This is a genomic window from Caulobacter sp. ErkDOM-C (assembly GCF_048541825.1).
Taxonomy (GTDB): Bacteria; Pseudomonadota; Alphaproteobacteria; order Caulobacterales; family Caulobacteraceae; genus Caulobacter.
The window spans coordinates 720,817-735,148 of sequence record NZ_CP183332.1; the positions used below are offsets into that span (position 1 = coordinate 720,817).

16 protein-coding genes are annotated in these 14,332 nt (G+C 66.6%); 4 read left to right on the plus strand and 12 right to left on the minus strand.

Translation table 11 applies throughout. The features are described 5' to 3' along the window. Nucleotides 1–110: 110 nt before the first annotated feature. The 9 genes from ACN2C8_RS03445 to ACN2C8_RS03485 all read right to left on the minus strand — a co-directional run bounded on the left by ACN2C8_RS03445 (nucleotide 111) and on the right by ACN2C8_RS03485 (nucleotide 7,049). Nucleotides 111–743 carry a glutathione S-transferase family protein gene (locus ACN2C8_RS03445; protein ID WP_419254432.1) on the minus strand — a complete coding sequence of 211 codons (633 nt, stop codon included), beginning with the start codon at nucleotides 741–743 and terminating at the stop codon, nucleotides 111–113. Nucleotides 744–853: 110 nt separating this feature from the next. Continuing rightward, entirely contained in the window at nucleotides 854–1,279 is a 426-nt protein-coding gene (locus ACN2C8_RS03450; RefSeq protein ID WP_419254433.1) for a hypothetical protein, read from the minus strand. A 181-nt stretch (nucleotides 1,280–1,460) separates the two neighbouring features. Beyond that, nucleotides 1,461–1,826, minus strand: a complete 366-nt coding sequence (locus ACN2C8_RS03455) for a hypothetical protein (RefSeq protein WP_419254434.1) — start codon at nucleotides 1,824–1,826, stop codon at nucleotides 1,461–1,463. A gap of 192 nt (nucleotides 1,827–2,018) precedes the next feature. After that, entirely contained in the window at nucleotides 2,019–2,372 is a 354-nt protein-coding gene (locus tag ACN2C8_RS03460) for a hypothetical protein (RefSeq protein ID WP_419254435.1), read from the minus strand. A gap of 23 nt (nucleotides 2,373–2,395) precedes the next feature. Continuing rightward, nucleotides 2,396–2,713: a helix-turn-helix domain-containing protein gene (locus ACN2C8_RS03465; RefSeq protein WP_419254436.1), complete on the minus strand. Its 318-nt coding sequence runs from the start codon at nucleotides 2,711–2,713 to the stop codon at nucleotides 2,396–2,398. A 110-nt stretch (nucleotides 2,714–2,823) separates the two neighbouring features. Next, nucleotides 2,824–3,552: a FadR/GntR family transcriptional regulator gene (locus tag ACN2C8_RS03470; protein ID WP_419254437.1), complete on the minus strand. Its 729-nt coding sequence runs from the start codon at nucleotides 3,550–3,552 to the stop codon at nucleotides 2,824–2,826. Nucleotides 3,553–3,767: 215 nt separating this feature from the next. Then, on the minus strand, nucleotides 3,768–4,394 hold the full coding sequence (locus ACN2C8_RS03475; RefSeq protein ID WP_419254438.1) for a 2-dehydro-3-deoxy-6-phosphogalactonate aldolase: 627 nt from the start codon (nucleotides 4,392–4,394) through the stop codon (nucleotides 3,768–3,770). Then, a complete protein-coding gene (locus tag ACN2C8_RS03480) occupies nucleotides 4,381–5,313 on the minus strand; it encodes a 2-dehydro-3-deoxygalactonokinase (RefSeq protein WP_419254439.1) in 933 nt (310 codons plus the stop codon). The genes ACN2C8_RS03475 and ACN2C8_RS03480 overlap by 14 nt, the downstream gene beginning before the upstream one ends. Then, nucleotides 5,313–7,049 (minus strand): IlvD/Edd family dehydratase, encoded by a 1,737-nt coding sequence (locus ACN2C8_RS03485; protein ID WP_419254440.1) that lies wholly within the window; start codon nucleotides 7,047–7,049, stop codon nucleotides 5,313–5,315. The genes ACN2C8_RS03480 and ACN2C8_RS03485 overlap by 1 nt, the downstream gene beginning before the upstream one ends. 163 nt (nucleotides 7,050–7,212) lie before the next feature. Here ACN2C8_RS03485 and ACN2C8_RS03490 point away from each other — a divergent pair, with 163 nt between their 5' ends. Further along, the gene (locus tag ACN2C8_RS03490; RefSeq protein WP_419254441.1) at nucleotides 7,213–8,718 is read left to right on the plus strand and encodes a tryptophan halogenase family protein; all 1,506 of its coding nucleotides are present in this window, start codon (nucleotides 7,213–7,215) and stop codon (nucleotides 8,716–8,718) included. A gap of 266 nt (nucleotides 8,719–8,984) precedes the next feature. Further along, a complete protein-coding gene (locus ACN2C8_RS03495; RefSeq protein ID WP_419254442.1) occupies nucleotides 8,985–9,806 on the plus strand; it encodes a flagellin in 822 nt (273 codons plus the stop codon). A gap of 269 nt (nucleotides 9,807–10,075) precedes the next feature. Here ACN2C8_RS03495 and ACN2C8_RS03500 read toward each other — a convergent pair whose 3' ends face one another. Then, nucleotides 10,076–10,417, minus strand: a complete 342-nt coding sequence (locus ACN2C8_RS03500; protein WP_419254443.1) for a glycoside hydrolase family 97 N-terminal domain-containing protein — start codon at nucleotides 10,415–10,417, stop codon at nucleotides 10,076–10,078. 126 nt (nucleotides 10,418–10,543) lie between these two features. Between ACN2C8_RS03500 and ACN2C8_RS03505 the strand changes: the two genes are divergently transcribed. Both ACN2C8_RS03505 and ACN2C8_RS03510 read left to right on the plus strand, forming a co-directional pair. Continuing rightward, nucleotides 10,544–13,012, plus strand: a complete 2,469-nt coding sequence (locus ACN2C8_RS03505) for a glycoside hydrolase family 3 protein (protein ID WP_419254444.1) — start codon at nucleotides 10,544–10,546, stop codon at nucleotides 13,010–13,012. A gap of 200 nt (nucleotides 13,013–13,212) precedes the next feature. Then, entirely contained in the window at nucleotides 13,213–13,404 is a 192-nt protein-coding gene (locus tag ACN2C8_RS03510) for a hypothetical protein (RefSeq protein WP_419254445.1), read from the plus strand. Here the strand turns inward: ACN2C8_RS03510 and ACN2C8_RS03515 are convergent. Both ACN2C8_RS03515 and ACN2C8_RS03520 read right to left on the minus strand, forming a co-directional pair. Then, on the minus strand, nucleotides 13,385–13,834 hold the full coding sequence (locus ACN2C8_RS03515; protein WP_419254446.1) for a MarR family winged helix-turn-helix transcriptional regulator: 450 nt from the start codon (nucleotides 13,832–13,834) through the stop codon (nucleotides 13,385–13,387). The genes ACN2C8_RS03510 and ACN2C8_RS03515 overlap by 20 nt on opposite strands. After that, a complete protein-coding gene (locus ACN2C8_RS03520; protein WP_419254447.1) occupies nucleotides 13,831–14,247 on the minus strand; it encodes an organic hydroperoxide resistance protein in 417 nt (138 codons plus the stop codon). The genes ACN2C8_RS03515 and ACN2C8_RS03520 overlap by 4 nt, the downstream gene beginning before the upstream one ends. Between the last annotated feature and the right edge of the window lie 85 nt (nucleotides 14,248–14,332).

Below are 14,332 nucleotides of genomic sequence, written 5' to 3' on the forward strand. Positions count from 1 at the left end.
TCCCGTAAACCACGATCGTCCCCGATGTCCCAGAAAGCCTTCGGGGCCTTCTAGCCGACAAAGCGTGGGTCGCTGAGTTAAATGATCGTAAGACGATATGGAGGCGCGGCTTAGAGCGTTGGCGCGGCGCCCGATTGGGCCGCCTGAGCGCGGTTGAACCCTCCACGGGCGCTCATCCGTGCCCAATAGGCGGCGACGGCGGGCGGGAAATCGTCCGAAAGACCCAGGGATGTGGCCAGCAACAGGGCGTAGGCGATCGAGATATCCGCGCCCGTGAAGCGGTCGCCGGCGGCGAAGGCGTGGTCCTTCAGGATCAGGTCCAGCCCCTTCAGTCGCGACAGGAACCAGCGGGCATAGTCGGTGGCGACCTGGGGGTTGCGGCGTTCCTCGGGTTCAAGGCGCGAATAGCGCAGCACCAGGGTCTGGGGAAAGGTCAGGGTGGCCTCGCCGAAATGCAGGCCGTTCAGATAGGCGCCATAGCCGGGCTCTTGGGGCCCCACCGAGAGGTGTCCCTCACCATGGCGCATCGACAGATATTCGATCATCGCTGCGGACTCGGTCATCCGGGTGTCGCCGTCGATCAGCAGCGGGATGGTGCCCAGCGGGTTCTCGTCGAGAAACTCCCGCGCCAGGAACCTCGGCGGAAAGGGCAGGAGCCTCAGGTCATAGGTCAGGCCAAGCTCTTCCAGCGCCCAGAGCGGACGGAAGGACCGGGCGTCGCGGCAGTGGTAGAGGGTGATCATCGCGGTCGGCCTTGGTCCAGGCTTGTGGGGTCGAGGCTTGCGGAATCCAAGCTTGCGGGAGCGGACCAGAAAACCGCCGGGCTGTCTTCTGTGACGCGGCGTCAGTCAGGCTATGGCGTCTCAACGGTCCGCTTCTGACGGGAGAGGCCACCCAGCAACAGGGCGAGCATCGTCAGATAGCTGAAGATGGCGCCCGCCACATAATAGGCCCGGCCCCAGATGTCCGCGTCGACGATCACGGCGACATGCAGCAGCAGGCCCAGGCCGTGGAAGCCGCTGGCCCACATCGGCCACCAGCGGTCTGATCTCAGGGCGACAACCAGCAAGGCCGACAGCAAGAGGCCGTCAATGATCATGATCCCGGTCTGGGGACCCCACAGCTGCAGGCTTCGCTGGGCAAAAGCGCTGGCCAGCCAGGCCAGGCTCATGGCGGCGGCGGCCGACCGCTCGGGCCAGCCGCCGCGCCAGGCGGCGACGCCGCAGGACACGACGAGGGCCATAAGGCTGGCCCACTGATAGAGCGCGTGGAATTCCATCGGCGGAACCTGCGGCGCCGGAACGCGGAAGGCCAGCCCGGTCGTTATGCGCGACCGGGCCTCGACCCTGGAGCGTTTCCGCTAGGTGTGAAACGGTTATCGGATCGAAAAACGCTCTAAACTTCTGATTTGGGGCCCTTTTCGCCCGCCCCCTGATGAAGCCATCAGGTCGGAAAGGGCTCTAGGCGGCGCGAACAGGCCTGACGACTTCCAGCCGGCCATCGGCCAGCCGACCTTCAGGCGTCGGGGGCTTTTCGCCGCCGCTGCCGAACGAGACCGCCGAAAGGCCGATGTCGCGCTGGGCGATCGACAGGCGCTTGTGGGTGTCGACGATGCTTTGCCGGGCCAGACCCAGGGCTTGCATGGTGTCGATGGCGCCCATCAGGGCGTCCTGGCCGATCAGGGCCGAGAGATTGGCGCTTTCACGACTGGTCGGCATCAAGCCCGCGAGATTGGCGGTGCGGGCGATCGCGGCGTCGATGGCCTTTTCGGCGGCGAACAGGGCCTGCGCGACGGTTTCGGCGGCCTGGCGGCGTTGCTTGAGCATGAGCGGTCTCCTCACGCCGAGCGGTGTCGGCGCGTTGCGGGGTTGCAATGGTCGGGATTGGCGGGTCTCGCGGGTAGCGAGGCGATGTTCAGAAGAGGTCTTGGAGGGCGCTCAGGCCTGCAAGGATCGATCTGAACGCCAGGGCGGTCACGATCATCACGGCGGCGATGAACCCCAGTCGGTGGAGGGCCGTCAGCGCATTGGGGCCTCCTCCGTATAGGGATGGGAAGCCTCGGGCTCCGAGGACGGGAAGGTCTCGTCCATCACCGCGCTGGCGATGCACAGGATCTCGCGCAGCACCATTTCCGCCGGCTTGAACGGCGCCTGCTTGCGGGTCGCCGTCACCAGGTCGCGGACCATGGCCGCGCTGTCCGGGGTCGCCGACAGGCTGGAAAGCTGCCGCTCCAGCTGCCCCCAGGTGAACGGCGGGGTCTGGTCGGGAGGCGTGTTCAGCGCGGGCCAGCTCTGCTGGAAGCGCCGTATGTCCTCGTGCAGATGGGCCACCCGGCCGATCGCATCCTTCTGGTGTGGGTTCAACTCGGTCACTGAACGCTCCTTCCTCAATACGGTCAGCTGACCGCGAGGAGAGGGCGTCGCCTAGCCGCGACGGATAGGACCCCGATCCGGTCGGAGGGGGGGGTATCGGCGGTGGGCGGTGAGATCCGGTCGCTGGCCAGGCGCGCGGCCGCGTAGCGGTCGGGCGCGCCCAGCCGCTTGCGGGCCTTGTCCAGATGCCAGTCCACGGTGTGTTTGGAGAGGCCCAGTTCGCGGGCGATCTCCTTGGAGCTCATGTGGCGATCAACAAGGCGCAGGCATTCGCGCTCACGCTCTGTGAGCCGATCAAGGCCGATGGCGGCCTCGCCCGGATGGATCGCCCCGTTGTCCATCCGTGGATCTAAGGCGTTGCCGCAGCGCGGAGCAAGCCGCCGTCGCTATCGGGCGACGACATCGTCCGTTTCGAGATCGGACGAGGCCTTATCGAGACAGCTGAAACGGCTCACGCTTGGCGGCGCGCGGCTTCCGACTCGGTGGAGGGCGAGGCGGCGCGGATCAGTTCCAGCACGTCGACGATAATCAGCCGCATGGCGGTTGAGGCCCGGTCAGCGTCGCGGGCGATGATCGCCTCGGCCACATCCTCGTGCGACGGGATGCTGGCGGTGCGGCCCTTGATGCGGTTGGTGAACCGGATCGAGATGCGCAGGGCGGTGTTCACCAGCTCGTGCAGCTCGCGATAGAACGGGTTCTTGGTCGCGTTGAGGATCGAGATGTGAAAGGCGATGTCGGCCGAGAGGGCGTCGTCCTCGCCCTCGGCGGCGGCCTTCATCCGGCGCAGGCCCTTGCGGATCTCTTCCAGCCCCGCCTCGTCGGCGTTGCGGGCGGCCAGGGCGGCGGCGGCGGGCTCGATGCCCAGGCGCATCTCGGTGAATTCAGCCAGCAGGCGCAGGGAGAACTTGCGTTCCAGCAGCCAGCGCAGGACGTCGGGGTCCAGCAGGTTCCAGTCCGCCTCCGGCTCGACCACCGTACCGTGGCGCGGACGGGCGCTGAGCAGGCCCTTGGCGGTCAGCATCTTGACCGCCTCGCGGGTGACCGTGCGGCTGGCCCCGAACTGCTTGGAGAGCTCACCCTCGGTGGGGAAGCCGATAGAGACATACTCGCCGGTGACGATGGCCTGACCTAACTGCTCGACCAGACCATAGGTCAGACTGAGGCCGGGCTGGCTGCGCATCGTCTAGTGTTCTTTCCTGCGGTTGGCGCGATCTGGATCGGTCCTGTTTAGCGTGGTTCGCTCAGGCCCGGAACAGTCAGTGCGTCAACGAATACACGGCTCTCCCGCAATTGTGCGACCAATCTTGAATTGTCGGCCTCCGCCCGGTGCGGCCGACGCCTCTCGGCTTACGATATTGACGTCTTTTGAGGGGGCTTGGCCAGGCCGAGTTCGGACTAGGTCTGCGCGTTCCACGCCGCGATCAAGGCGGCGGCCTTCTGGCCGACCTCCTCGGGCGTATCGCTGGGACGATACAGTTCACCGCCCACGCCGATGCCCGCCACGCCGGCCTTTAGCCAGGGCTCCAGGTTCGCCGCACCCACGCCGCCCACGGCGTAGACCAGGATGTCTTTGGGCAGCACGTCCTTGACCGCCTTGATGTGGCTGGGGCCAAAGCTGCTGGCCGGATAGAGTTTCAGCGCCCTGGCGCCGGCCTTGACGGCCGCGAAGGCCTCGGATGGCGTGGCGAAGCCGGGCATGACGGTCAGGCCCAGCGCCACGGCGCGGGCAATGACCTCAGGATCGGTATTGGGCGTTACGATCAGCTTGCCGCCGACCGCCGCCACATCATCCACGGCCTGGGGCGTCAGCACCGTACCCGCGCCGCACAGGGCGACATCGCCATAGGCCTGGCAAAGCCGGCGGATGCTCTCCAGCGGGTCGGGTGAGTTCAGCGGCACCTCGATGGCGCGGATGCCGGCCTCGACCAGGGCGCCGGCGATGGCCACGATCTCGTCGGGCTTCACACCGCGCAGGATCGCCACGATGGGCGGGGGATCGGTGACCGTTTCAGGCGAGGACATGGGACTCGTTACTCTTGGAGGAGGACAGGGCGGACAGGCCGGCCAGCACGGTGGCGTCGCCATCGACGGCCACGGTGTGGCCGCCCTGGGCGGCAATGGCTTGGCCGTAGAACTCATTCAGGGTCGGGGCGCCGACCAGGGTCACCTGCCCCAACTCGCCGAACCACTGCCGGGCGGCTGCCGCGTCGGCGCCGATCAACAGGCCCGACAGGAAGCCCATGGCGTCGGCAGCTGGCAGATTGTCCAGCAACTGGCGGGCGCGGGTCTCGAACAGCAGGTGTGGCAGTAGGGCCGGGCCATGCTCGACGATGCGGGCCAGGCCCATGGCGAAGCCCGCGTCCGAGCCCTGCACATCGGCGGCGACGCCGGCCGCCAGGGTCGAGTGCTGGCGCAGCAGGGCGAAGGTCTCGCCGACCGGGGCGGTCAGGAAGCCGGTGATCGCGCCGTCCTCGACCACGGTCCACTTGCTGTGGGTGCCGGGCAGGACCAGCAGATGGCGGCCGGTCTTCAGGGTGGGATCCAGTTCCAGGGCGCCCAGAATCTGGGTCTCCTCGCCGCGCATCACGTCGGGCCCACCCAGCGGATTGACGCACGACAGGCCTGGAATGATTGCCACCGGCAGGCCGTCGGCCTCGATCTTCAAAACCCGCTGGCGAAGGTCGGCTGCTGTGGCCGGGCAGGGGGCGTAGGGCGCCTCGACCCAGCCGATGCGCGAGCCGACCATGCCGCATAGGATCGCGCCCGAGGGCCGGGCCTCGCGCCAGTCGCCGACCAGATCGAGAAAGGTCTGTTCTGGTGATGTCGTCAGGGCGCTGACCCCAGGGCCATCCCGGCGATCCAGCACGCTCTTGCCCTGGCGCAGATAGAGCCGAAGCCGCGAGGTGCCCCAGTCGCCGAAGATCGAGATTGACGGGTCCATCAGTGGCTTTCGCGGGTGACGACTGAGCCGGAGGCGCCGACCAGGAAGTCCAGGTCGCAGCCTTTGTCGGCCTGAAGAACGTGGTCGATATAGAGCTTGGCGTAGCCGCGCGTCGCCACCGGCGGCGGCGGGCTGGCGCGCCAGACGGCCAGTCGGGCCTCCATCTCGGCGTCCGAGATCTGCAGGTTCAGGCTGCGGCTGGGGCCGTCGAACACGATCTCGTCGCCATTGCGGACGATGGCCAGGGGGCCGCCGGCATTGGCCTCGGGCGAGACGTGCAGGATGACGGCGCCGAAGGCCGTGCCGCTCATACGGGCGTCGCTGATGCGGACCATGTCCTTGACGCCTTTTTCCAAGAGCTTGGTCGGCAGTGGCATGTTGCCCACTTCCGGCATGCCCGGATAGCCCTTGGGACCACAGCCCTTGAGGACCAGGATCGAGGTTTCGTCGACCTCCAGATCGGGGGTATCGATGCGGGCGCGGAAGTCCTCGATGGACTCGAAGACCACCGCCTTGCCGCGATGGCTCAGCAGGTGCGGGCTGGCCGCGCTGGGCTTCATGACTGCGCCGCCGGGGGCCAGGTTGCCGCGCAGCACCCAGATGCCGCTGTCGGCCTTCACCGGCGCGTCGAGCGGGCGGATCACCTCGGCGTTCCACACTTCCGCCGTCTGGTACTGGTCGCCGATGGGGGCGCCGGTGACCGTCAGGGCGGTCGGGTCGAGGAAGGGCTCCAGCGCCTTCATCACGGCGGGCAGGCCGCCGGCATAGTGCAGGTCTTCCATCAGGAAGCGACCGGAGGGCTGCAGGTCGACCAGCAGCGGCACGTCGCGCGACAGGACGTCGAAATCTTCCAGGGTCAGCTCGACGCCCAGGCGTCCGGCCAGGGCCAGCAGGTGCACCACGGCGTTGGTCGAGCCACCGATAGCGGCATGAACCCGCAGGGCGTTCTCGAACGACGCCCGGGTCACGACCTGCGACATGGTCCGGCCTTCATGAACCATGCGGACGATGGCGCGGCCGGTCTCGTGCGACATGGCCCGCCGGCGGGCGTCCACGGCGGGGATGGTGGCGTTGTAGGGCAGGCTCATGCCCATGGCTTCGACGATCGAGGCCATGGTCGAGGCGGTGCCCATGGTCATGCAGGTGCCGGGCGAACGGCTCATGCCGCTCTCGGCCGACATGAAGTCTGGCAGGCTCATCTCGCCGGCCCGGACGGCCTCGGAGAACTTCCACACGTCGGTGCCCGAGCCGATGTCCTTGCCGCGGAACTTGCCGTTCAGCATCGGACCCGACGAGACGACGATGGTGGGCAGATCGACGCTGGCCGCGCCCATCAACTGGCCCGGCGTGGTCTTGTCGCAGCCGCCCAGCAGCACCACGCCGTCGATGGGGTTGCCGCGGATCGACTCCTCGACATCCATGGCCAGCAGGTTGCGGAACAGCATGGCCGTCGGCCGCATCTGGGTCTCGCCCAGGCTGATGGCGGGGAACTCCAGCGGCAGGCCGCCGGCTTCCCAGACGCCGCGCTTCACGTGCTCGGCGATGTCGCGCAGGCCGGCGTTGCAGGGGGTGATCTCGGACCAGGTGTTGCAAATGCCGATCACGGGACGGCCGTCGAACACGTCGTCAGGCAGGCCCTGGCTCTTCATCCAGCTGCGATGGATGAAGCCATCGCGATCCAGCTTGCCGTAGGATCCGCTGCTGCGCAGGCGCTTGCCCGCGTTACCGTCACTCATAACCATCCCTACCGCCGGCTGGATCCGGCTCTCGAACGCCTTGCGGCCATTTATAGTATTATTTGGATTGTCGCAAACTGTCCGCCTGAAAATACCCGATTGGTCTTCTTGCTCCGCAGCGTGAGGTGAGCCCTGATGCGGAGGGTTCTCAAGGGGTGATCGGATGAATCAGCGCGCGCCGCGTCGGCTTGTCATCGTGGGTGGCGGCACAGCGGGCTGGATGGCGGCCGCCGCCCTGTCGCGGCTGCTAAAGGGCGCGTACGGCCCCATCACCCTGATCGAGTCCGAGGAGATCGGTATGGTGGGGGTAGGCGAGGCGACTGTGCCGCCGATCCGCCTGTTCAATCACCTGTTGGGTATCGACGAGAACGAGTTCCTCAAGGCCTGCCAGGGCAGCTTCAAGCTGGGCATCCAGTTCGACGGCTGGGCGGGCGAGGGGCGGCGCTATCTGCATCCGTTCGGGACCTATGGCGCCAGCATCGACGGTGTGTCGTTCCACCAGCACTGGCTGAGCCAGAGGGCGCGGGGCGACACCAGCGCGCTTGACGACTATTGCGTGGCCGCCGTCGCGGCGCGGGAAGGGCGGTTCAGTCGAGGCGACGACGATCCGCGCTCGGTGTTCTCGACCTTTTCCTACGCCTTCCATTTCGACGCCGGCCTGTATGCGCGCTTTCTGCGGGGGCGGGCCGAGGCTCAGGGCGTGACGCGGATCGAGGGCAAGATCGCCTCGGTCCAGCAGAACGGCGCCAGCGGCGACGTCATAGGCGTGCGGCTGGAGAACGGCGAGGCGGTAGAGGGCGACCTGTTCATCGACTGCTCGGGCTTTCGGGGCCTGTTGATCGAGGGCGCGCTGAAAACCGGCTATGACGACTGGACCCACTGGCTGCCCTGTGACCGGGCGGTGGCGGTTCCATGCGAGAACGGCGGCGAGTTTACGCCCTACACCCGCTCGACGGCGCGGGAGGCCGGCTGGCAATGGCGCATTCCGCTGCAGCACCGGATCGGCAACGGCTATGTCTATTCCAGCCAACACATCGGCGACGAGGCCGCCGCCGCGACCCTGATGGCCAATCTGGACGGTGCGGCCCAGGCCGATCCGCGGTTCCTGAGGTTCACCACCGGGCGGCGCAGGAAGCTCTGGAACCGCAATGTCGTGGCCCTGGGCCTGGCCAGCGGCTTTCTGGAGCCGCTGGAGTCGACCAGCATTCACCTGATCCAGACCGCCATCATCCGGCTATTGTCGCTGTTGCCGCTGGGCGAAGACGATCCGGTGGCGCGCGATGAGTATAACCGTCTGTCCGTTCAGGAGATGGAGCACATCCGGGACTTCATCATCCTGCACTATTACATCAACGGCCGCTCAGGGCCCTTGTGGGAGGCCTGTCGGGCAATGAGTGTTCCCGACAGCCTGCATCGCAAGCTCGACCTTTTCCGTTCGCGCGGCAAGGTGGTGCGCTATGACGACGAGCTGTTTGCCGAGGCCAGCTGGGTGGCGGTTCTGCTGGGGCAGGGCGTGACGCCGCAAGGCTATGAGCCGATGGCTGACGCCCGGGATCCCGCCGATGTGGCGCGGCGTCTGGCCGGCATGAAAAATCACATCGCCAAGGCGGTCGAACGTTTGCCGACCCACGCGGCGTTCATAACTGAGCATTGCCGCGCCCCGCGTTGAGACGTCGATTCTGGTGAATCCCGTTTTAACGGCGATCCAAGACTCCCCGGCCCGCCTGGGCGAATCTGTGAGTCTAGTTAGACTCATTAATGCCGTTCAGGGCAGGTTAGCGCCTCGTTAGGATTAACGAATATCTGCCGTGTATTAAGCATGCGACACTATGCCTTAAATCAAATAGAAACACTGCTGCTGGATACTAATCGACGGGCGAAATGCCCGCCGGTAGTCAAAACGACGCCGGAGACCTCCTAGAAGGAATCTTCGTAATGGCGCTGAACAGCATCAACACGAACCAGGGCGCTCTTATCGCTCTGCAAAACCTGAACTCCACGAACATGGAGACCCAACAGGTCCAGCAACGCATCTCCACCGGCAAGAAGGTGGCGAGCGCCAAGGACAACGGGGCCATCTGGGCGACCGCCAAGAACCAGTCGGCGACCGCGTCCTCGATCAACTCGGTGAAGGATTCGCTGCAGCGTGGTCAGTCGACCATCGACGTGGCCCTGGCCGCCGGCGACACCATCACCGACCTGCTGGGCAAGATGAAGGAAAAGGCCCTGGCCGCTTCCGACACCTCGCTCAACACCTCCAGCTTCAACGCTCTAAAGGCCGACTTTGAATCCCTGCGCGATCAGGTGACCAAGGCCGCCACGAACGCCAAGTTCAATGGCGTCAGCATCTCCGACGGCACCACCGCCAAGCTGACCTTCCTGGCCAACTCGGACGGCTCGGGCTTCACGGTCGCCGCCAAGACCCTGACCCTGGCCGGTATCGGTCTGTCGACCGGTTCGACCTTCACCACGGCCGCCGCAGCCAAGACCATGATCACCACGGTCACGGACGCGCTGGGCACGGCGACCAACAAGCTGGCCTCGCTGGGCACCAGCTCGACCGGCCTGGACACCCACCTGACCTTCGTCGGCAAGCTGCAAGACAGCCTCGACGCCGGCGTGGGCAACCTGGTTGACGCCGATCTGGCCAAGGAAAGCGCTCGCCTGCAGTCGCTGCAAACCAAGCAGCAGCTGGGCATCCAGGCGCTGTCGATCGCGAACTCCTCGAGCTCGTCGATCCTGAGCCTGTTCCGCTAAACCAAGACGACGGCCGGAGCGGCGGGACGTGTCTTGTCCCGTACGCGCCAACGGCCGCGACCTGAGAGGGGGCGGACTTCGTGTCCGCCCCTTTTTTCTTGGGCGACGCCGGGATCGTGAGCCGAAGGCGGGATCTTCGAACCCGGACTCATAGCCGCACCCGTTCTATGATTGGGTCCGCCGGTCTCGCTCTCGCGACTTCCGCAGACCCCGCTCGATCACCCCTGACAGCCGCCGCGGGTCGCTGGCCGGACGCTCCTTCCATGCTGTCAGGCGCAACCCGTTTCGCTGTCCCGCTCACGCACTTTGCGGGTCTTGCCGACCACCAGATCATAGGTCTGACCGACGCTGGCGGTCCTGGACGCCTTGAGGGTCAGGCCCGCCGATAGCGCGCCTCCGTTATCGGTCACAAGCCCCAGCGGCGAGGGTTTCAGCAGGGCCTCGCCGCGATGGGGCGCCGCGAAGCGGGGTTGCCCATCCCCGATTGACAACGTTATCATAAGTGACTTGTCAGACGAGGAAAGGACGAGGGTTTCCGCCTGGGCGTTGGCGCCGCCGACAGCGGTCGCAGAGGCTGCGCCGGCCAGCAGGACGTACTGGGCCGCCCTCATTGATTCTTCCCATGACATCACTTTCATCGAGCAGTCGCGTAAATCAGTCCGTTCACGAGACCGCGTAGCGCTTTGCGATACCGGTACTAGATAGATGCGCGGCGCCAGAAAAAGAGAAGCGGGAGCATGACCACCAGGACCCTTATCGTCGCGCTGATGGCGACCACCCTCCTGACGGGCGTGGCTGTGGCCCAGCCTGTCTTCGCCCCGACCGACAAGGCGACGGCCCATCCCGCCCGGTGGCCGGCGGCCAAAAGCCATGGCCTGATCGACGCTCAGACCGAAGCCTTCGTCGATGGCCTGCTGGCGAAGCTGACGCTGGAGGAAAAGGTCGGCCAGATGATCCAGGCCGACACCTCGGCCATCAAGCCTGAGGATCTGAAGACCTATCCCCTGGGCTCGATCCTGGCGGGCGGCAGCTCACCGCCGCTGGGCGCGCCCGACCGCTCGGCCAAGGAACCGTGGGTCGCCACGGTCCGTGCCTTCCGCGAGGCGGCTCAAGCCCGGCAGGGCGGCACCAACATCCCGCTGATGTTCGGCATCGACGCCGTGCACGGCAATGGCAATGTCGTGGGTGCCACCCTGTTCCCGCACAATATCGGCCTGGGCGCGACCCGGGATGCCGAGATGATCCGCCGGATCGGCGTGGCGACGGCGCGCGAGACAGCGGTGTCAGGCTTCGACTGGGCCTTTGGACCCACGCTCACCGTACCGCGCGACGACCGCTGGGGCCGGACCTATGAGGGCTATTCCGAGGACCCCGAAATCGTCCGGCAGTATGCCGACCAGATGATCCTGGGCCTGCAGGGCGCGGTCAGCGAAGGCCAGGTGCTGCAGAAGGGCCATGTGGCCGCCAGCGCCAAGCACTTCCTGGCCGACGGCGGCACCGAGAAGGGTATCGATCAAGGCGACGCGAAGATCCCGGAAAGCGAGCTGATCGCCGTCCACGCCCAGGGCTATGTGCCGGCCATCAATGCCGGCGCCATGACCGTGATGGCCTCGTTCAACAGCTGGAACGGGATCAAGATGCACGGCAACAAGACCCTGCTGACCGATGTGCTGAAGGGCCAGATGGGCTTCGACGGCTTCGTGATCGGCGACTGGAACGGCCATGGCCAAGTGGCCGGCTGCACCCCGACCAACTGCCCCCAGGCCGCCAATGCGGGCCTGGACATGTACATGGCCCCCGATAGCTGGAAGGCCCTGTTCGACAACACCCTGGCTCAGGTGAAGTCCGGCCAGATCCCGCAGGCCCGCGTCGACGACGCCGTGCGCCGCATCCTGCGGGTCAAGACCAGGCTGGGCCTCTTCAAGACCGCCCGGCCGTGGGAAGACCGCGACGGCGTGCTGGGCAAGGCCGAGCATCGCGCCCTGGCCCGCGAGGCGGTGCGCAAGTCGCTGGTTCTGCTGAAGAACAACGGCGTGCTGCCGATCAAGTCGAGCGCCAATGTGCTGGTCGCCGGCTCGGGCGCCGACGACATCGGCCGTCAGTCGGGCGGCTGGACCCTGTCGTGGCAGGGCACAGACAACAAGAACAGCGACTTCCCCAACGCCCAGTCGATCTGGTCTGGCCTGAAGGATGCGGTCGAGGCCGGCGGCGGCAAGGCGACGCTGGATGTTGACGGCAAGTTCGACGCCAAGCCCGATGTGGCCGTGGTGGTGTTCGGCGAGACGCCCTATGCCGAGGGGGTGGGCGACCTGAAGACGCTGGAATATCAGGCCGGTGACAAGACCGACCTGGCCCTGCTCAAGCGTCTGAAGGCCGCCGGGGTGCCGGTGGTGGCGGTGTTCCTGACCGGCCGCCCCCTGTGGGTGAACCCGGAGCTGAACGCCTCGGACGCCTTTGTCAGCGCCTGGCTGCCGGGCTCGGAAGGCGGCGGGATCGCCGATGTGATCATCGGCGACAAGGCGGGCAAGCCGCGCACCGACTTCCACGGCAAGCTGTCGTTCAGCTGGCCCAAAAGCGCGGCCCAGACCTTGCTCAATCGCGGCGACAAGACCTACGATCCGCTGTTCGCCTATGGCTTTGGCCTGACCTATGGCGACAAGGCCCGCCTGCCGAAACTGTCGGAAGTCTCGGGCGTCACGGCGGCTTCGCTGAACGTCTCCAACTACTTCGTGGCCGGCAAGACGCCCGCGCCGTTTGGCTTCAAGCTTTCGCCGTCCACGGTGGTGCAGATCCGGCCGGTCGACGCCGGCGGCGTGCAGGAGGCCGGTCGCCAGATCGTCTTCTCGGGAAGCGCGCCGGCTTCGGCGGCGATCGCTGGCGACGGAACGATCGACCTGACCTTCCAGACCAATGCCGAGATGGGCCTGCTGATCGACTACCGCGTCGACGCGGCGCCCTCCGCCCCGGTCAGCCTGTCGATCGGCGGGGGCAAACTTGATGTGTCGCCGGTACTGGCCGCTGCCCCCTTGGGCGAGTGGCGTAGCCTGAAGGTTCCGCTCAAGTGCTTCGCGGCGGCGGGCGCGGACCTGACCAAGGTGGCAGAGCCGTTTGCGCTGTCGACGGCGGGCGCGCTGACGGTCACGCTGCAGGGCGTGAAGCTGACTACCGATCCGGCTGGGGCTGTGTGTCCGGCGAAGCTGCAGTAGCAGCTACAACAGTTTGTCATCCCGGAAGCCTCGCACAGGCTATCCGGGACCCAGGGGCAACCGCGTTGCATCGGCCCCTGGGTCCCGGCGCTGAGGCCGGGATGACAAGGAATAGGATGCAGGACTAGAAGCGTTTCCTCCTGACCGCCGCGTTCGCCGGCCTGGCCACCGCCGCCTCGGCCGCGCCGTTGCTCGCGCCGGTGTTCAGCGACCACGCGGTCCAGCAACGCAGCCAGCCGATCCGGGTGTGGGGCGTGGCCCAGCCCGGCGCCGGCGTCGAGATCGATCTGTCCGGCGCGACCACCTTGGCGACGGCCGACGTCCGGATCCTGGTCGAGCGCCTGCTGCTCGCCGAGCCCTGTGGGCCGGGGCCTAAACCGCCACGGTCTTGAGCCGGTCGCGCAGGGCGCCGAGCTCTTCCAGCGGCAGGTCCAGCTGGCAGAGGATCTTCTCCGGAATCGTTGCGGCCTGGTCGCGCAGGGCCAGGCCTGTATCGGTGAGGGTGACGATCACGCGGCGTTCGTCCTTGGGATCGCGGGCTCGGGCGATCAGGCCGCCGGCCTCAAGGCGTTTCAGCAGCGGGGTCAGGGTGCTGGAGTCGAGATCCAGCGCGTCGCCCAGGGCGCCGACGGTACGCGGGCTCTGCTCCCACAGCACCAGCATGGCCAGGTACTGCGGATAGGTCAGGCCCAGAGCATCGAGCAGCGGGCGATACAGCCGCGTGACGCGGTTGGCCGCGCCATACAGGGCAAAGCACAGCTGACGGTCGAGGCGCAGGGCCTCGACCGGAGCGGATGCGGACTTGGGCTTCGTCGGGCTCATGCGGCCTTTACGGTGATGGCGACGTCGATATTGCCGCGCGTGGCGTTCGAATAGGGGCAGACCTTGTGCGCCGTCGCAACCAGAGCTTCGGCGTCGGCCTGCGTCAGGCCCTGGGTTTCGACTTCCAGCGTCACCTCGAGCTTGAAGCCGACCTCGATGGGCAGCAGGCCGACCACGCCGGTGACCTGCGAGCCGGTCAGGGCGATCTTCTGCTGGCGGGCCACGTGGCCCATGGCGCTCTGGAAACAGGCGGCGTAGCCGGCCGCGAACAGCTGCTCGGGATTGGAGCCGGTTTCCTTGCCGCCCAGGGCCTTGGGCATGGACAGCTGCAGATCCAGCAAACCATCGTCGCTACGGACATGGCCTTCGCGGCCGCCGACGACAGTGGCGCGGGCTTCATAGAGAGTGCTCATGGGGTCGCTCCTTGCGAGTTATAAAGTGAGCGATTAAATCGTACGCGATATAAATACAAGGGCGGAGTGTAAATTGTGTCGTGCG